The sequence below is a fragment of the Streptomyces sp. NBC_01275 genome, from assembly GCF_026340655.1.
Taxonomy (GTDB): Bacteria; Actinomycetota; Actinomycetes; order Streptomycetales; family Streptomycetaceae; genus Streptomyces.
On record NZ_JAPEOZ010000001.1, the window covers coordinates 1,426,168 to 1,444,056 of the forward strand.

Annotated in this window: 12 protein-coding genes and 1 pseudogene; 6 read left to right on the top strand and 7 right to left on the bottom strand. The window is 72.2% G+C overall.

The genetic code is table 11. The features are described 5' to 3' along the window. Positions 1-4: 4 nt before the first annotated feature. Genes OG562_RS05970 through OG562_RS05980 form a run of 3 tightly spaced genes read right to left on the bottom strand, consistent with a single transcriptional unit; the run spans position 5 to position 3,759 of the window. Positions 5-400, bottom strand: a complete 396-nt coding sequence (locus OG562_RS05970; protein ID WP_266394475.1) for a DUF742 domain-containing protein — start codon at positions 398-400, stop codon at positions 5-7. 9 nt (positions 401-409) lie between these two features. Then, positions 410-844, bottom strand: a complete 435-nt coding sequence (locus tag OG562_RS05975; protein WP_266394477.1) for a roadblock/LC7 domain-containing protein — start codon at positions 842-844, stop codon at positions 410-412. Continuing rightward, complete coding sequence (locus OG562_RS05980) at positions 841-3,759, bottom strand: nitrate- and nitrite sensing domain-containing protein (RefSeq protein ID WP_266409063.1); 2,919 nt, start codon at positions 3,757-3,759, stop codon at positions 841-843. The genes OG562_RS05975 and OG562_RS05980 overlap by 4 nt, the downstream gene beginning before the upstream one ends. Positions 3,760-4,179: 420 nt before the next feature. On the opposite strand from OG562_RS05980, the gene OG562_RS05985 reads away from it, so the two are divergent. The 6 genes and pseudogenes from OG562_RS05985 to OG562_RS06010 all read left to right on the top strand — a co-directional run bounded on the left by OG562_RS05985 (position 4,180) and on the right by OG562_RS06010 (position 10,336). Beyond that, entirely contained in the window at positions 4,180-4,839 is a 660-nt protein-coding gene (locus OG562_RS05985; RefSeq protein ID WP_266394479.1) for a hypothetical protein, read from the top strand. Positions 4,840-5,233: 394 nt separating this feature from the next. Continuing rightward, entirely contained in the window at positions 5,234-5,500 is a 267-nt protein-coding gene (locus OG562_RS45980; protein ID WP_323187646.1) for a glycine cleavage T C-terminal barrel domain-containing protein, read from the top strand. 203 nt (positions 5,501-5,703) lie between these two features. After that, a complete protein-coding gene (gene solA / locus OG562_RS05995) occupies positions 5,704-6,858 on the top strand; it encodes an N-methyl-L-tryptophan oxidase (RefSeq protein WP_266394481.1) in 1,155 nt (384 codons plus the stop codon). 51 nt (positions 6,859-6,909) lie between these two features. Next, a pseudogene (locus OG562_RS06000) lies at positions 6,910-7,124 on the top strand (SRPBCC family protein); the annotation flags it as partial. Further along, entirely contained in the window at positions 7,117-8,583 is a 1,467-nt protein-coding gene (locus OG562_RS06005; protein ID WP_266394483.1) for an aldehyde dehydrogenase family protein, read from the top strand. The pseudogene OG562_RS06000 and the gene OG562_RS06005, both read left to right, overlap by 8 nt. A gap of 187 nt (positions 8,584-8,770) precedes the next feature. Continuing rightward, positions 8,771-10,336, top strand: a complete 1,566-nt coding sequence (locus tag OG562_RS06010) for an APC family permease (protein WP_266394485.1) — start codon at positions 8,771-8,773, stop codon at positions 10,334-10,336. A gap of 159 nt (positions 10,337-10,495) precedes the next feature. Here the strand turns inward: OG562_RS06010 and OG562_RS06015 are convergent, their stop codons facing one another. From OG562_RS06015 to OG562_RS06030, 4 genes are read right to left on the bottom strand one after another with little or no spacing between them, the layout of a single operon-like run. Continuing rightward, positions 10,496-15,127, bottom strand: coding sequence for a hypothetical protein (locus OG562_RS06015; protein ID WP_266394487.1), 4,632 nt, complete (start codon positions 15,125-15,127; stop codon positions 10,496-10,498). A gap of 52 nt (positions 15,128-15,179) precedes the next feature. Continuing rightward, positions 15,180-16,058 carry a hypothetical protein gene (locus OG562_RS06020; RefSeq protein ID WP_266394490.1) on the bottom strand — a complete coding sequence of 293 codons (879 nt, stop codon included), beginning with the start codon at positions 16,056-16,058 and terminating at the stop codon, positions 15,180-15,182. Next, entirely contained in the window at positions 16,055-16,222 is a 168-nt protein-coding gene (locus OG562_RS06025) for a hypothetical protein (RefSeq protein ID WP_266394493.1), read from the bottom strand. Before OG562_RS06025 ends, OG562_RS06020 begins: the two co-directional genes overlap by 4 nt. Further along, positions 16,219-17,754: a hypothetical protein gene (locus tag OG562_RS06030; RefSeq protein ID WP_266394496.1), complete on the bottom strand. Its 1,536-nt coding sequence runs from the start codon at positions 17,752-17,754 to the stop codon at positions 16,219-16,221. The genes OG562_RS06025 and OG562_RS06030 overlap by 4 nt, the downstream gene beginning before the upstream one ends. Between the last annotated feature and the right edge of the window lie 135 nt (positions 17,755-17,889).

Here is a 17,889-nt window from a genome sequence, read left to right on the forward strand (position 1 = left end):
CTGCTCACAGCGCTCGGAGGCCGTTGATCACGTCGCGCAGAATACTCTCGTCCGGCAGTTCGGCAGGGGGTACGGGCCGGTTCACATGGACGAATTCCGCGTCCACGAGGTCCCCGACGAGAACCCGTACCACTCCGATGGGCAGGTTGAGGTCCGCGGCGAGTTCGGCGACCGACTGCGGCACGTCCCGGCACAGATCCACGATGTCCACGTGTTCCGGGGACAGCGAGTGGTCGGCTTCCGGATCGTCCGCGTGGGGCTCGACGACGACCACCGCGATGAGATCGAGGCGGTGCTGGACCGCACTGGTGGTGCGGCCGCGCGTCATGGCGTACGGACGGACGACCGGCCCGGCCTCGTCGTCGAACCAGTGGCTTCTTCCCTGACCGTCTGTGCTCATGCCATCCCACTACCCGCCCGAGGGCAGATCGGTGCGCGGGGCAGTGCCCAGATGTACACCGACCCGCTTGACGAGCAGGGTCATCTCGTAGGCCACGAGACCCACGTCCGAGTCGGCGTCGGAGAGGACGGCAAGGCAGCTGCCGTCGCCGGCGGCCGTGACGAACAGGAAGGCCTCGTCGAGTTCGACGACGGTCTGCCGGACGCTGCCGGCCTCGAAGTGGCGGCCCACGCCCTTGGCAAGGCTGTGGAAGCCGGAGGCGACGGCGGCCAGGTGCTCGCTGTCCTCACGGGTCAGGTCCTTGGACACCCCCGTCGCAAGACCGTCGCCGGAGAGCACGACGGCCTTGCGGATGCTGGCGACGCGGTCGACGAGTTCGTCGAGAAGCCAGTTGAGCTCACCGTTGTTGGTCGTGCTGTGGCCGGTCGCCTTCGGTGCGGTCATCGACCGTCCCCCTTTTTCGTTCCCTGTGGTGCTGTGCCGCTGTGGGCATCGTCGCCCGCGGCGTTCTCATCGCGTCCGCGCTGCCAGCCACGCTGGAGTGAGGCCATGCGGCTGCGTACCTCGTCGGCGTCGCGGTCGGCGGGGTCGGCGCTGCGCTCCGTGCGCGGAGCCGGGCCCTGCCGCAGTTGCGGGGCCAGGTTCGCCTGCCGTACCCGCCTGGGCAGCGCTCCGGTGCCGGGCCCGATGCCGGAGCCGGTGTCGTGAGGCGCGGGCGTCCGGTTCCGGGCCGTGTCCTGGGGGTCGCCCGGCGCGATACCGCCGATCCGGGCGGATGCGATGTCTCTGCGGGCGACCGTGTCGTCCAGGCCGCCGGGCTCGGCTGCGGCCTGCCGGAAGCGGTGTGGCAGGGCCGGGGGCTCGTCGGCGCCTCGGCCGGGCTGCGCCGACGTCGCGGAGGACTCGGCCGGGCCGCTGTTGTGCGGGATCTGCGGCGAGCTGCCGCGACGGCGCGACGGCAGCGGGGCCGGGGCTTCGTGCCCCGCTCGGCGCGGTCCGGAACGCGTCGACGCCTCTTCGTCCGTCTCCGCGCGCTGGGGGCCCTGCTCGCCGACCGGGCGGCCGTGCGAGCTGACCAGCTTGGGCGTGCGCCGGCTGGGCAACGGGACGGGCGCGGCCGGGTCGGCGCCGGTCGGGTCCGGTTCGCCGCGGGTGTCGGACAGCCCGCGGTGCTGCTCGGCGGAGCCCACGCCCGACTCGTCCTGCGGACGGGTGAGGGAGCGGCGCGGGCGGAACAGACCACCGTCGTCGTCCTCCTCGTCCAGGGCGACCGGGAAGTCGTCGAGGGCGTCCAGGCCGACGGGCGCCTCCAGCTCGACCGGGCCGTCCAGCAGCGACGCGGCCGCTCCGGGAAGCTGGACCGAGGCCGGGGACAGCGCCGGCCTGCGGCTCTCCGTGGACTCTGCGGCGACCTTCGGGGGCCGGGGACGGTCGAGACGGAAGCCGATGCCGTTGGTGTCGGGGACGTCGTCGGTGAGCAGCGCGTCGGGGATGAAGACGACGGCGGTCGTCCCCCCGTACGGCGAAGGCTGCAGGGAGACCCGGACGTTCTGCCGTTGCGCGAGCCGGCTGACCACGAACAGGCCGAGACGGTCGGTGTCGGACAGCTCGAACTCCGGGGTCTCGGCGAGCCGGAGATTGGCCTCCAGGAGCGCTTCGGGCGCCATGCCGAGGCCTCGGTCGTGGATCTCCAGGGTGAAGCCGTTCGCGACCCGCTCGCCCATGACGTGAACGGCGGTGTGCGGCGGGGAGAACACCGTGGCGTTCTCCAGGAGTTCGGCCACGAGGTGGGTGAGGTCGGCGACGGCGGGGCCGGTGACGGCGAGGCGCGGCAGACGGCGTACCTCGATGCGTTCGTAGTCCTCCACCTCGGCGACGGCGGCGCGCACGATGTCCATGAGCTGGACGGGCTTGCGCCACTGCCGGGAGGGGGCCGCTCCGGAGAGGATCACCAGGCCCTCGGCGTGCCGACGCATGCGGGTGGTGAGGTGGTCGAGGCGGAAGAGGTCCGCGAGTTCCTCGGTGTCCTCGGTGCGGCGCTCCATGGTGTCGAGCAGGGTGAGCTGCTTGTGCAGCAGGACCTGGCTGCGACGGGCCAGGTTGACGAAGACCTCGGAGACCCCGGAGCGCAGCTCGGCCTGTTTGACGGCGGCCTCGACGGCGGCGCGCTGAAGCGTGTTGAGGGCCTGGCCGACCTCGCCCATCTCGTTCTTGTCGTACTCCAGCAGCGGCACCTCGGTCTCCACGTCGACCTGCTCGCCCGCGGACAGACGACGCATCACGCTGGGCAGCCGCACGCCGGACGCCTCGTGGGCCTCCAGTCGCAGCTGGCGCAGGTCGCGGATGAGACCCCGGCCGATGCGCACGGACAGGACGAGGGAGACGAGCAGGGCGATCAGACCGAAGACACCGGCGACGACCGCCTTGACGATGACCTCGATCGCCACCGGACGAACGCGGTCCTGGTAGCGGTCGTTGGCCTGCTCGTCCAGGGCGCCGAGCTCGTCGAGGACGTTTCCGGCCGCGGTGTCCCAGTTCTGGGCGGTGACGTTGCGGGGCATGTCGCCGGGCCTGGTGGCGCCGACGGCTTGTTCGGCCGTGCGCAGCGGGGCGGTGGTGGCGTTCTCCCAGAAGCTCTCGTAGCGTTCGCGCTCCGCGGCGGGGAGTTGGGCGAGGCTGATGTCATAGACGACCTCCCGCTGTGCCTCGAGGTCGGAGACGTCACGGATCTCGTCGCGGGTGAGCCGGCCCACGACCAGGGCGGAGCCGAACAGGGCGTCCTCCCTGGAGAGCAGCTCGCGCGCACGGGCGACACTGACGAGTGCCCGGTACTGCTTGTCCATCTCCACGCTGTCGACCACGTCCAGCTTGGCCAGCAGGGTGTAACAGGGGTCGATCAGCTGGTTGTAGAGGTCCAGGGCCTGCGCCCGGGTGAGGGTTCCCTCCTCGACGCTGCGGCGCAGGGAGTCGACGCCGTCGAAGGCGTCGAGCACTCTGGTCAGACCTTCGCCGTCGTCCTGGTCCAGGACGTCGCGCACATCCGGGTCCGCGGCGTTCCGGCGGATCTCGGCCAGAGCCTCGTCCGTGGCGGTCCGGGTACGACGGAGCGCGGTGAGCGCGTCGGAGGCACGGGAGTCGGCGAGGTAGACGAGGGTCTGACGGCGTTCCTGCTGGACGACGCGGACCGTGTCCTCGATGGGGTAGCCGACCTTCTCCATGAGGGACGACACCGTGAACAGACGGCTCGCCTCACGTCCCGTGAGTACCGTGGCGAAGCCCCAGACAGCGGTCAGGGACACCAGCGGCACGAGAAGCAGCGCCACGATCTTCCGGCGGATCGACTTCCCGCGAAAGCGCATGGCCTCCCCCAGCTCGAACCCCCACCGGCAGGGGGTACGCATGTGCGTCAACAAACGGCGCGAGCCTACTACCGACGCACAGTTAACTCGAAGAGCTGTCCGGAAGCCGAACTTCCGCACCGGGGTCGAGACATGCGGAGTTGTCCGGGCATTACGGGAGATTGTCTCCCCGAATCCGGGCCACACGATCAAACCGGACCTGACCGACCCGGTAAGCGAGTTGGCCAGAATTTTTCGCAACACGGGAATCTTTCGAGCTCATCGCTCGTCCTACTCATTGGGAATTGGGGGCGGAATCGGCCACAGGAGCCGCATGCCGCACCCCGGCGGCGTAATTCAGCGCAAGCCGGGCAGCCACTGGGGAGCCGGGTCTTCGATCCGGAGGCAAGCGGTCTGCTGGCGGTGGGGAGTGACACGGTGATGGGCACGGCGGAGCGGCGCGGGGCGTCCGAGGAGGGCACGGCCGCGGGCGGTACGGCTCTACGGGACCCCGAGGTACCGGATCGCGGCATTCGGGCAAACGGACAGGGCACGACGGAGCGGAGCGACATCCCTTCGGGTGGGCAAGGGACAAGGGATCGCGGCGCACCGGCGGGCGCGGGGACCGTCGGTACCGCACTTGAGGACGCCGGACAGGTCGGCATGAGGAGTGCCAGCGTCATCAGGCCGACAGAACAAGACGGGGCCGGTTACCGGGCCTTGTGGGTCGAGGAGCCCGCGCGCCGACGCAGGTTGCCCGACCCGGTGCGTACGGCGGCCGTGCGCGCGGTGCTCATCATCGCGGTGACGCTGCTTCAGGCGATGGTCGCCTTCCTGTGCACGCTGGCAGGATCCTGGCTGGCCTTCCCGATGGTGCTCAGCAGCGTGGCCAGCACGGTCGTGGCCACGTGGAGCGCGCTGGACGTCTGGGTGACCCGGCAGGTGTGGAACCAGCGCAACGGCGTGGTGTCGGCGCCCAGCAGCACCGCCCGTTCGCTGCGCCGTGAGCGCAGGAAGGCGCGGCGGCAGGGCCGGGCCGCGGAGCGTGCGCAGGAGCGGATACGCAGGCAGGGTGGCGCTGGACAGCTGTCCCACTCCTGAGGCAAGGGAGGACGCAGCCCTCACACGAGGGCTGCGAGCCGACGGGAGGAAGAGGGAGGCATTGACGCGCTCCTGAACCTGGGCGGTCGTGGTGCGGCCAGACTGGCCACACGGCTCCCTGGTGGGTCAGGCAACACTGATCCGGGGGTGGTGTGGCCGTGCGGGCACCTGGACCATCAGGTCGCACAGGAGGCTCCTGGCCCGACAGGCCGCACAAAGTCCTGATCAACCAGGCCGCCGTGCCGTTCGGTCAGGCCGCGTTCGACCTCACCCGCCCCTTCCCTCACGCCAGTTCAGCAGGTCGGCGGCCGTTTGAAGCGGGCGTCGGGTTCGCCGGGCGCATGGGCGAGGACGGCTTCGTCGCCAGGCGGCCCTGGAAGGCCTGCAGAGCCGCATCGAGTCCGCCCGTCGGCTCACCCCGCTCCTCCTCGACGGCCCCGCGCGGGTCGTCCTCGGCAAGGAGCGCGTCTACGCCCCTGACTCTCGACTCCGCTCGAGGGCGGGAGGTGCCCCACCCATCGGCACCCCGGCCGGTTACGTGACCAGTGCGTCGTACGGCCGCACCCCTGGCCGGTGCATTGCGTACGGCTGGCTGCCGCTGTACCAGTGCTGCCGGTGCTGGTCGACCGGGGCGACCGGGGCGACCGGGGACATGGAGTAGTTCGGCGGGAGGGTCCCGGCTACCGTCGCCGAGGAGCCGCTGTTCGATCCGAAGATGACCCACATTCATCACCGAGACGTCCCCGGCCTCACCTGCACGTCCTCAGACGCCGTTAGACGCCGTAGACGCTTCAAGGCGCTCCAGACGCCTTAGGCGCTCTCAGGCGCTCTCAGGCACCCTTAGATGCCCTTAGGAGGAACGCAGTGTCCCCCGCCTACGACGTGATCGTCATCGGTCTCGGCGGCATGGGCAGCGCCGCGGCCCATCACCTCTCCGCGCGCGGTGCCCGCGTCCTCGGGCTGGAGAAGTTCGGCCCGGTGCACAACCGGGGCTCCAGTCACGGCGGCTCGCGGATCACGCGGCAGTCGTACTTCGAGGATCCGGCCTATGTGCCGCTGCTGCTGCGCGCCTACGAGCTGTACGAGGACCTTCAACGGGCCACCGGCCGGGAGATCGCGATCCTCAACGGCGGGGTGATGGTCGGCCCGCCCGACTCCCGGACCGTCTCGGGATCGCTGCTGTCGGCCCGCCAGTGGGACCTCCCCCACGAGATGCTGGACGCGCGGGAGATCCGCCGTCGCTTCCCGACGCTGACGCCGAAGGACGACGAGGTCGGGCTGTACGAGAAGAAGGCCGGCCTGCTGCGGCCCGAGAACACCGTCGCCGCGCATCTCCAGCTCGCCACCCGGCAAGGCGCCGACCTGCACTTCGACGAGCCGATGACCCGCTGGGAGCCGTACAAGGACGGCGTGCGCGTGCACACGGCCGAGGACGCCTACACCGCCGCCCAGCTGGTGATCTGCCCGGGCGCGTGGGCGCCGCAGCTGCTCACCGACCTCGGGGTGCCGTTCACGATCGAGCGGCAGGTCATGTACTGGTTCCAGCCGAAGCAGGGCGTCGAGTCCTTCCTTCCGGAGAACCATCCGATCTACATCTGGGAGAACGCGGCCGGCGTCCAGATCTACGGCTTCCCGGCCATCGACGGCCCCGGCCTCGGGGCGAAGGTCGCCTTCTTCAGCAAGGGCCAGGCGACCACCCCGGAGACCATCGACCGGACGGTCCATGAGGAGGAGGTCCGAGCGATGGCCGACCACCTGGCCGCCTGCATCCCAGACCTTCCTGGCGCCTTCCTCAAGGCCGCGACCTGCATGTACTCCAGCACACCTGACGAGCACTTCGTCATGGCCCGGCATCCCGCGCATCCGGAGTCGGTCACCGTGGCCTGCGGTTTCTCCGGGCACGGCTTCAAGTTCGTGCCCGTCGTAGGGGAGATCCTCGCCGATCTGGCCCTGACCGGCGCCACCGCGCACCCCATCGGGCTGTTCGACCCCGCCCGCCTCGCCGCCGCGCCCGGCTGAGGCACGGCGCCGAGTTCGGCGAGGCGATCCGGGGCTCCGGGGCTCCGGCCGTACCCGCCGCAGGCCCTAGGGTCCGGGGCGGACGTGTCGATGTCGGTGGAGCTGTTCCACCGGGTGCACGTCCAGGACCTCGAGGCGTTGAACGAACGGGACCGGCGATGTCCTCGCGGGCGTACCGTGCGGGTGGTGTGCTGGTGCCCAACGAGCGCACCATCCGGATCTTCCACAAGTGGCTCGTCGAAAGGCTCGGAGGCGACCATGCCTGATCTGTTCATCGACGGCGAGTGGCGAGGTGCGCTCGACGAGCGCACCCGCGAGATCCGCTGTCCCGCCGACGGCTCCCTGGTGGGGGTCGTGGACGAGGCCGGCGGCAAGGACACGGTGGAGGCGATCGCCGCCGCCCGCCGTGCCTTCGACACCGGGCCCTGGCCGCACACGCCCGCGGCCGAACGCGGCGACCTGCTGCTGCGCGTCGCCGACCTGCTCGTCCGCGACAAGGACACGCTCGCCCGCGCCGAGTCCCTGGACACGGGAAAGCGGCTGGTGGAGAGCGCGTACGACATCGACGACATCGTGAACTGCTTCCGCTACTTCGGGCGGCTGGTGGCGGACGAGACGGGCCGGGTCGTCGACACCGGGCAGGCGGACGTCGACAGCCGGGTGGTGCACGAGCCGGTCGGCGTCTGCGCCCTCATCACCCCGTGGAACTATCCGCTGTTGCAGACCGCCTGGAAGGTCGCCCCGGCGCTCGCGGCCGGCAACACCTTCGTGCTCAAGCCGAGCGAGCTGACCCCGCACACCGCGATCATCCTGATGCGGCTGCTGGACGAGGCCGGACTCCCGCCCGGCGTCGGCAACCTGGTCCTCGGCGCCGGTCCGGAGGCGGGCGCTCCGCTCGGCGACCATCCGGACGTCGACCTGGTCTCCTTCACCGGCGGTCTGCAGACCGGCCGCCGGCTGATGGCGGCCGCCGCCGGGACCGTGAAGAAGGTCGCCCTGGAACTCGGCGGCAAGAACCCCAACATCGTCTTCGCCGACGCCGACTTCGACACGGCCGTCGACATGGCGCTGACCGCGGTGTTCCTGCACTCCGGGCAGGTCTGCTCGTCGGGGGCGCGGCTGCTGGTCGAGGACTCTCTGCATGACCGGTTCGTCGACGAGGTCGTACGGCGGGCGGCCGGGATCCGGCTGGGCGGGCCGTTCGACGAGCGGGCGCAGACCGGCCCGCTGATCTCCGCGGCCCATCGCGGCAAGGTCGAGGCGTACGTCGCCCAGGGGCTGGCGGAGGGCGCGGTCCTGCGGTGCGGGGGCGAGCGCCCGTCCGGGCCGGGCTACGACGAGGGCTACTACTATCCGCCCACCGTGCTGGACGAGTGCTCGGCCGGGATGGCGGTGGTCCAGGACGAATCCTTCGGGCCGGTGCTGACCGTCGAGCGGTTCACGGACGAGGCCGAGGCAGTGCGGCTCGCCAACGACACGGTGTACGGCCTGGCCGGCGCCGTCTGGACCACCGACGAGGCGAAGGCGGCGCGGGTCGCGGCCCGGCTGCGGATCGGCACGGTCTGGATCAACGACTACCACCCCTACGTCCCCCAGGCCGAGTGGGGCGGTTTCAAGCAGTCCGGCTTCGGCCGCGAACTGGGTCCCTCGGGGCTCGCCGAGTACCGCGAGACGAAGCACATCTGGCGCAACACCAACCCCTCACCCCAGGGTTGGTTCTCCTAGGCGCTCGGCTCAAGCAGTTCGCCCAGGCAGCTCACAGCCGGTGCGGCTAACTCCCCTGTAACAGCCCGCACATGCCCCCCACGTATAACGCCCCTCTAAAGCCCCTCACCGATCATGCGCCCCCCTTCCCGATCCCCGCACCCGCAGCTCGACCGGCTCCCCTCCCGCGCCCACCAGGAGTCCGCCCATGACAAGAAGCGAGCAGACGCCAGGCCCACAGCAGCACGACGACGCCGAGCTGGCCGAGTTCGGCTACAAACCCGAACTCAAGCGCACCCTCGGCAACTTCCACACCTTCGCCGCCGGCATCAGCTACATCTCCATCCTGACCGGTACCTTCCAGCTGTTCTACTTCGGCTACGGCAGCGGCGGTCCCGCCTACTGGTGGTCGTGGCCGATGGTGTTCGTCGGCCAGTTCACGGTCGCCCTGTGCTTCGCCGAGCTGGCCGCCCGGTACCCGGTCGCGGGCTCGGTCTACAACTGGTCGAAGAAGGTGGGCAATCCGCACCTGGGCTGGCTCGCCGGCTGGATGATGCTGATCGCCTCGATCGTGTCGATCGCGGCCGTGGCTCTCGCCTACCAGCTGACGCTGCCCCAGATCTCGTCCGCCTTCCAGTTCGTGGGGGACGGCGCCGGCAAGTACGACGTGGCGACCAACGCGGTCGTCCTGGCCACTGTGCTGATCCTGTTCACCACCCTCGTGAACGCCTTCGGCGTCAAGCTGATGGCCACCATCAACACGGCGGGCGTGTTCATCGAGCTGGTCGCCACCGTCGTACTGATCGTCCTGTTCGCCGTGCACATCACGCGCGGCCCGCAGGTGGTCATGGACACTCAGGGGACGGGAACGGGGTACTCGACCGGCTATCTGGGCGCGTTCCTCGTGGCCTCGCTGGCGTCGGCGTACGTCATGTACGGCTTCGACACGGCCGCCTCGCTCGGCGAGGAGTCGCTGGACCCCTCGCGCAACGCGCCCCGCGCGATCATCCGCGCCATCGTGGCCTCGTTCGTCCTGGGCGGCCTGGTGCTGCTGCTTGCGCTGATGAGCGTCTCCAGCCTGAAGGGCGAGAAGCTGTCGACCGACGGGCTGCAGTACATCGTGCTCGACGTGCTCGGCCCGACGGCCGGCAAGGCGATGCTGTGGTGCGTGCTGATCGCCGTCACGGTGTGCGCGCTGGCCGTCCACACGGCGGCGATCCGGCTGGCGTTCGCGATGGCCCGGGACAACAACCTGCCCGCGTCCTCGCTGCTGGCCAAGGTCAGCCCGCGCTTCCAGACCCCGGTCCTGCCGGCCGTGATCATCGGCGTGCTGGCACTGGGGATCCTGGTGGTCAACATCCGTCAGCCGCAGATCTTCACGGTCGTCACCAGCATCGGCATCATCATGATCTACCTCGCCTATCTGGGCGTGACCGGCCCGATGCTGGTGGCGCGGCTGCGCGGGAAGTGGCGGCCGGCGGGCGACGGGAAGTTCTCGCTCGGCCGCTGGGGGCTGCTCGTCAACATCGTCGCGGTGGTGTGGGGGGCCGCGATGACGACCAACCTGATCTGGCCGCGCGCGGCCGTCTACAACGCGGCCGCGCCCTTCCACTGGTACCTGAGGTGGGGGGCCGTCCTGTTCGTCGCGGTCATCGCGGGCGGCGGCTTCGCCTACTACTGGTTCGTGCAGCGTCACCGGACCGGCGTGCTCGAAGAGCACCGGCTGGCGGCCCCCGCCGGGCCCGCTCCCCTCGCCGCTCCGGCGGCCGACTGAGGAGGTCAGGAGGTCGGCAGGTCGGCAGGTCGGCAGGTCGGCAGGTCGGCAGGTCGGCAGCATCGACGAGTTCGACTACCGCGTGGTCGGCCTCCGAAAACGCCGTGGGGAACTGCGCGACCGGCCACGAACGACCCACGGTTCCCCACGTCCGCGGAGCTACGAAGCGCTCGGCGCCGGGCGCTTGAACATCCGTGTCGCCGTGATCTCGCTGTGCACCGACTCCCCTTCCCCGGCCGGGGCCTGCTGAGGCAGCCCTGGCCGGAGGTGTTCCTCGACGCTGATGTACTTCAGGCCGGCCCTGAGGTCGGCGTCGTTGCGCAGCCGGATGACCAGCGGGAACTCGGCCAGTGCCGTCGTGTCGAACAGGCCGGTGGTGTAAAGGAGTTGGACGCCCAGGGCGTCCGAGACCGCCCGCTGGAGCTCCAGCAGATACGTCGCGTTGGCGCGGCCGATGGGGTTGTCGAGGAACAGGGTCCCGGCGTGGCGGTGCTTGTCGCGGCCCCGGTCGTTCGAGCGCAGCGCGGCCATCGTGCAGTACAGGGCGATGGCGGCGGTGAGGAGCTGGCCGCCGGAGAACACGTCGCCCATCTGCCCGACGGGCACGCGCTCGGCGCGCAGCACGGCGTCCGGCTTGAGGATCTCGACGGCGATGCCCTTGGGCTGGAGCGCCGCGCCGACCCCGCGCAGCAGCAGGGACATGCCGTCGCGCCGCAGGTCGGAGTTCTTCTTCACGGCCGCGCGGGTCGCCTCGTCGATGACCTCGCCGAGCCGCTCGCTGAGGGTGGCCTGGTCGGGTTCCTCGAAGCGGATGCGCAGGAACTCCTGTCCTGACCACTCGCCGAGGCCTTCCGGCAGCCGGGAGAGCCGCTGGGCGGACCTGAGCGTCGCGAGCGCCGACTCCACGAGCCCCCTGAGCCGGTCCACGATCGAGTCCCGGTTGCGCTCCAGCTGCTCCAACTCGTCCGTCAGGACCCGCAGTCTGGGCGCGAAGGCGTCCGCCCACTTCTGGGCGTTCTCGGGCAGCGCGGAGGCGGGCAGTTCGCGGATCTGCTGCCGGGCGGGCGTGCGGACCTGCTCGTAGCGCGTGGAGTTGGCGTGCCGCACGAGCACATCGCTCGCCTCGCGTACGGCGGTCTCGGCGGCGGACAGGTCGGCGGCGCAGCCGCGCAGCGAGCGGCGGGCCTCGGCGGCCGACTGGCGGGCCTCCTCCAGAGTGCCGGGGTAGGGCTCGGGCGTCTCCTGCTCCTCGTCGGGGGTGTGCTCGCGCAGCAGGTCGCGGAGCATCGCGGCGATCTCGTCGAAGCCGCCGGCCGCGTCCTCGGCGGCCCGGTGGGCGTCGAGGAGTTCGCCGTGCGCCTCGCGCGCCTGGCTCAACGCCTCGGCGCGGGAGGCGAGTTCGGCCGTCGCCGTGCGCAGCAGGGCCTGGGCGTGCTCGGCGTCGCGCGGCTGGAGCTCCTCGGACAGCTCGGTGTGCGCCTCGCCGTCCTCGGGGGCGTGCCGCTCGGTCTCGGCGCGCAGTCGGCCGAGCTGCTCGCTGGCGGTGGACATCCGGGTCTCCAGGAGCTGCACCAGCTCGTCCGCGCGCGCCACGGCGGCCTGCCGGGAGGGTCCGTCGGAGCCGTCGGGCGACTGGAGCAGCTGCTCCGCGCGTGTGCGGACCTTGTTGCTGAGCCGGTCCAGGTCGGTGCGGGCCCCGCTCTCGTCGCTCTCCGCGCGTGCCTGCTCGGCCCGCAGGTCGGCCCCGACGCCGACCTTCTCGTACAGCTGGGACGCGGCCCGGTAGGCCTCGCGCAGCGCGGGCAGCGACGACCTCGGCGCGCCCTCGTCCGCCTCCGGTACGTCGTCGGGGGCGCCGGCGATCTCGGCGCGCTCGGCGCGCAGTGCGCGTGCGGTGCGGCGGGCGTCGTCGGCGGCGCGCTGGGCGGCGCGGCGGTCTTCGTCGGCGGCGCGGGCGCGGTCCAGGCAGACCTGGGCGCGGGCCTCCGACTCGGCGGCCTCGTCGGCGAGTTCGCGCAGCTTGACCTGCCAGCCGGCGCGTTCGCGCAGCCGGAAGGCAAGCCCGGCGAGGGCGTCGGCGGCCCGGCGGGCCTTCTGTGCGGCCTCCTGCTTCTCGTCGCGCACCTGGGCGGCCTCGGCGGCGGTCTCGTCCGCCTCGGCGCGCACGGTCCGCGCCTCGGACAGCTCGGCCTCGGCCTCTTCGGCGAACGCGCGGGCCTCCTCGGCGGCCTGCGCCAGCTCGGTGAGCCGCCCGGCCGGGCAGGCCGTACGCCAGGAGGTGAGCCGTGCGGCCAGCTCCCGGTCCTTGCCGAGGCGGGCCGCGAGCCGGCGGATCTCCTCGTCCCGCTCGGTCGCGCGGGCGCGCAGCGCCTGTCGCTCCTCGTCGGCTGCGTGCTCGTCGTGCATGGCGGGGTTCGGCGGGACGAGGAAGACGTCCTGCTGTCCGCCGTGGTCGGCGTCGAGCGCCGGAGTGGGGGCGAGCAGGGCGGCGGCGGTGCCGACCGCCACGGCGGAACGGGGCAGCAGCGCGGCGTCGCTGAGCGCCTCTCGCGCGCGTGCGTGCGAGTCGGGGTCGGTGATGATCACGCCGTCGACCAGCTCGGGCCGGGCGGCGAGCACGCGCGCGTGGTCGACCGGGTCGACGGCCTGGGCGAGGTAGCGCCAGCCGGGCAGGGCGGGGATGCCGTGCTCGCCGAGGAACTCGACGGTGGCCAGGACGTCGGGGCCGGGCGGCAGCAGTCCGCCGTCGCCGAGCGCGCCGAGGATGCGGGAGTCGTCGGCGGCGGCGGTCCGCAGCTCGAAGAGCTGCCGTTCGGCGGAGGAGACGGCGTCGTCGAGGAGGTCGCGCAGCTCGTCGGCGCAGCGGTCGAGGTCCTCGGGGGTCAGGGCGCCGTCGTCCGGCCCGCCGTCCTGCCGCGGCTGCGGGATCCGCGGACGTACGGCGGGGGAGGTCAGACCGAGCAGCTCGGCGAGCCGTTCCTCGTCGGCCAGCGCCTCGGCGAGCCGTCGCTCGACCTCGTACGACCGTTGCGCCGCCGTCGCCGCGTCGGCGGCCCTGGCTGCGGTCAGTTCGGCGCGGGACTCGGCTGAGGCGGCCTCGCGCGCGTGCTCGGCGGCCTTCCTGGAGGCCTCGCGCACGGTGTCCCAGGCGGCGACGGCCGTCTTCTCGGCGTCGCTGGCGGCGAGGGCCGCGCGCGCGGGGTCGGCGTCGGGCGCGCTGTCGTCCAGCCAGCCCGCACGCACCGCCTCGGCGGTCTCCTGCTCGACCTCGCTGAGCCGCTGGCGCAGATGGCCGACCTCGCTGCGGGCGCGCTGCGCGTCGGTCGCGGCGGAGGTGGAGTCCCGGTGCGCGATCTCGCCGACCTCCTGGAGCGCGGCCGAGCGCTCCTCCTCCTCGTTGGCGAGGGTCTCGGCGCTCTCGGCGGCCGCGTGCAGGGCCCGGACGAGGTCGACGGCGGCCCTGGCGCGGGCGGCGAGGGCGGGGGCGGCGTCGCGTTCGGCTTCCTGGATCGCGGCGGAGACGCGCGCGACGCGGTCGGCGGCGGCGCGGTGGCGCAGGACGGCCTCGGCGGCCTGCCAGGCCGAGTGCAGGGTGCGCGCGTCGGCGAGTTCGCGTTTCTGGGCGGCGGCGGACTTCTCGGCGGCGGCGAGGGCCAGCGAGGCGTGCCGGAAGGCGAGTTCGGCGGCGATCAGCGCGCTGCGCTCACGGGCGCCCTCGGAGTGCGTGACGGCGTAGGCGGCGGCCGTGACGCGCTGGGCGAGGTCGCCGGCCCGTGTCTTCTCCCGCACGCCCCGCGCGGACAGCCGGCGCGCCAGGGTGCGGGTGCGGCGCTCGGCCCCGGCGTGGACGTCACGCGCGCGTGAACGCGTCTCGGCGGCCTCCACGATCCGCCCGAGCAGGTCCGCCGACCCGGCGGTGAAGTCCCGTTCGGCGATCAGCTCGGCGCGCCGGCCCAGCTTGTTGCCGAAGCCGCTGACGAGGTCGGCGAGTCCGTCGGTGTCCCGGGTGTCCGTCACCGCGCGCAGCAGCAGGTCGGTGAAGTCGGAGTCCTTCTTGACCGCGAAGAGGCCGGCGGCCTCGCCCTCGTCGGCGTTCATCTCCCTCTGGTAGCGGAAGAGCTCGGGGTCCAGGCCCAGGTCGCCGAGGTGCTCGATCCAGCGGTCGTGGATCTCCTCCCAGTGCACCTCCAGATGCGGATACGCCTTCCCTGCCTCGGTGATGGCGTCCCGGAACCCCTTCATGGTGCGCCGTCGGCCCTGCGCCCCGGAGGCCCCCTCGACGGGGGGCCGTACGGCGGTGGACTCGGCGACGGGCAGGTTGTCCAGGCTCAGCCCGGGCCCGGGCCGGAACGAGTACCAGGCCTCTGCGAACTTCCGCGGGTCGTTCGACACCTGACGCCCGCGCCATTCGCTCGCCTTGCCGACGACGACGCACTCGCCGGTCAGCACGTGCTGCCACTCCAGTGCCACGTGCCCGCAGTCGTCGGCGAGCAGGAACTTGCGCAGCACGCCGGAGCTGGCGCCGCCGAGGGTGTTGCGGTGTCCGGGCAGCATCACGGAGAAGATCAGCTTGAGCAGGACGGACTTGCCGCCGCCGTTCTCCAGGAAGAGCACGCCCGCGGGCGCGGGCCGGCGCGGCGGGCCGACGGGCTCCTCCTCGAAGAACTCCGCCTGCATGGGCGCGGGGTCGGGCACGACGTCGCCCACGCCCCGCAGGTCGAGCACGGTGTCGGCGTAGCGCGCACCGGCGGGCCCGATGGAGTAGAGGCGGACGCGGGACAGCTCGTACATGGCGGACTCTCGTAAGTCTTCGGCAGATCAGGGGGTGGGGTTTTTGCGGAGTTCAGGAGTGGAACGGCAGTCCGGCGTCGGCCACCAGATCCAGGTCGTCGGTGTTCTCGGCGGGCAGCAGCGTCGGCGTGCCGTCGGTGACCGGGACGACGCCCAGTTCGAGGAGTTCGGCCAGCGCGGCGCTGCCTGCCATGTCCCGCACCTGGAGCTGGTAGCGGGCGGTGGTCCGGTAGGTGCCGCCGTTGTCGTCGCCGGTGCGCTGGAGGAATCCGGAGTCGGTGAGGAAGGCGGCGGCCTTGCCGACGATGCCGGTGGTCGAGCCGGCGAGTCTGCGGGCGTCCTTGGTGGCGCCGGCGGCGCTGCGTCTGGCCCAGATCCGCCAGGCGGCCTCCAGGCCGGGCGCGTCGGTGGCCGGGTCGGTGTTCTCGCCCTGCTGCTCCGCCCGCTCCTCCAGCCGGCGGCAGGCCTGGCGCACGAAGGCGTCGACCCCGTTGACGCTGACCCGCCCGATGTACCCGTCGTCGGCCAGGTCCTCGGGCCGCGGGAACGCCATCGCGGCTACGGCGAGATGGGCGAGGCCGTGCAGGAAGCGGTCCCCGCCGTCGGCGGACGTACGACGCGCGTAGTCGCCCATGCGCACGGCGAACACCGAGTCCTCGGCGGCCGTGACGGCCATCCCCGCGCGCGGGGACACCTCCAGCACGATCAGTCCCAGGCCGGCGGCGACGGCGTCGGCGAGCCGGGCGAACGCCGGGTCCTCGCGGTGGCGCCGCAGCAGCTCCGCGTACTCCTGGTCGCGGGCGGGCTGCAGTTTGGGCTGCAGCCCGAAGGCGACGAGCCGCGCCGCGTCGGCGGCGTCGGCGGGGGTGACGGCGGCGCTCGCCGACGGGGCGGGGGCCTCCGTGTCACTCCACTCGACGTGCTCGGTCACGGCTTCGGCTCCTCGGTCTTCTCGGTCTTCTCAGGGGCGATCGGGTCGTAAGTGTCGCTCGGGTCGTAAGTGTTGTTCAGGTCGTTGGCGTTGTACGCGCCTGTGGCGTCGTACGTGTCCGTGGCGTCGTACGCATCGTTCGTTCGGTGTGCGGCCCGGCTCATGCCGCCTCCGTGCGATCCGCCGCCATCCCCGCGGCGTCCAGCAGGGCCGTGCCGACGATGAGATCGGCCCCGCCGAACTCCGGATCGTCCAGCTCCGTGCCGTCGTCCACGGCGAACAGCAGCTTCTCCTCGCCCTGCCGATAGGCGGTGCCCACGGCGGGGCTGGCCGCGTGGACGGCCAGCAGCGCCACCAGGTAGGGCAGATCGGGGTCCTGTCCGCGCGCCTCGGCCAGCAGGCCCGACAGCCGGCGCGGGGCGTCGGCGGGCAGGTCCAGCAGTTCCATCGCCGCGGCCAGCTGCTCCTCGCTGAACCGGCTGTCGTCCGGCGTCGCGATGAGGTCCGGCTCCGGCATCTCCGCTCCGAGGTGCTCGCGCTCCACCGGCGGCGTCAGCAGCAGGTCGACGAGATCGGCGACCCGGACGGACACCGGCGTGCGCAGACCCGTCCCGCGGGCGAAGAAGGCGTCGGTGACCCGGGCCGCCTGCTCCAGCGGCAGCGGCAGCACGGGCGCGACGAGGTGGCCGTAGAGGTCTATCCCCGACGAGGTCATGGGGGTGGCGAAGGCCTGCCGGTCCTGCTCGGCGCGGAAGAGCGGGCCGGCTTCGAGCAGGCGGGACTGCAGCTGCGTGTGGCGGCGGATGCAGTCCTTGACGATGTCGACGAGTTCGGCGGCCCGACGCTTGTTCTCCGCGTCCTCGATCTCGTCGCGGGCCTTGCGGATGTTGGTGAGGATCGCGTTCTCGTGGCGGTAGCGGTCGGCCACGTGGTCGAGGGCCTCGGCGATCATGTCGGGCACGGCGTTGAGCCAGTCGACCGCGCGTACGTTGCGCCGGGTCGCCTCCAGGGCCCTGCGGAGGGTCTCCGCGTACTGCACGGTCCGGTAGCGGGCCTGTTCTGCGGCGAGTTGGGCGTCGGCGAGGCGGCCGCGGCGGATGAGCACCTCGAGTTTGACCTCGGCGGCGATCTGCGCGCTGGTGACGTCGGTGTCCAGGGCGCCGACGAGGACGTTGACCGCCTCGTCGGTGGTCCGGAGGTAGACCACCCCGCCGTGGCCGGGGACCTCCTCGATCAGCTTGAAGTCGTAGTCCCGGCGCACATACGTGCCGTCCGGCGCGAAGGTGCCGTACGTCGTGCGGAAGCCGCGGTCGACGCTGCCGACGTTGACCAGGTTCTCCAGGACCCAGCGGGCCACCCGCTCGTGCTCGGCGACGGGCCGCCCGGGGGCCTGTGCGGCGATACGCGGGATGAGGCGGGCCACTATCTGGTCGTGGTCGGCGCCGGTGTCGAAGTCCATGTTGAGCGTGACGAGGTCGATGGCGGCGAGGGCGATCTCCGCCATGCCGTACACCGAGTACTCACCGGCGAGGTTGGCCTTGCGTGCGTCGAGGTCGTGGATCGGCGCGGTGCAGGCGAGCGCGCGCAGCCGCCGCGCCAGTCCCTCGTCGGCGGCCGGGCCCTGAGCCGGGCGCGGCCCCGCGCTGAACTGGGGCGGAACCTGGAGAGCACGGTCCGTCGATGCAGGCGAAGTCACGGTGCACAGACTAGGTCCTCGGTCTGACATCGACCCAAACGGCGCGGATCGGCTCCGCCGGTAACGCCGGGTCACCGAGGTCGCACGTCGGCTGCGGGCCGGTGGGGGCTTGTCGCGCAGCTCCCCGCACCCCTA

Coding starts and splice junctions, on each gene's coding strand:
- OG562_RS06005 (WP_266394483.1), top strand. CDS start 7,117: ATGCCTGATCTGTTCATCGACGGCGAGTGGCGAGGTGCGCTCGACGAG.
- OG562_RS05985 (WP_266394479.1), top strand. CDS start 4,180: ATGGGCACGGCGGAGCGGCGCGGGGCGTCCGAGGAGGGCACGGCCGCG.
- OG562_RS05975 (WP_266394477.1), bottom strand. CDS start 844: ATGACCGCACCGAAGGCGACCGGCCACAGCACGACCAACAACGGTGAG.
- OG562_RS05970 (WP_266394475.1), bottom strand. CDS start 400: ATGAGCACAGACGGTCAGGGAAGAAGCCACTGGTTCGACGACGAGGCC.
- OG562_RS06015 (WP_266394487.1), bottom strand. CDS start 15,127: ATGTACGAGCTGTCCCGCGTCCGCCTCTACTCCATCGGGCCCGCCGGT.
- OG562_RS06025 (WP_266394493.1), bottom strand. CDS start 16,222: ATGAGCCGGGCCGCACACCGAACGAACGATGCGTACGACGCCACGGAC.
- OG562_RS05980 (WP_266409063.1), bottom strand. CDS start 3,759: ATGCGCTTTCGCGGGAAGTCGATCCGCCGGAAGATCGTGGCGCTGCTT.
- OG562_RS06010 (WP_266394485.1), top strand. CDS start 8,771: ATGACAAGAAGCGAGCAGACGCCAGGCCCACAGCAGCACGACGACGCC.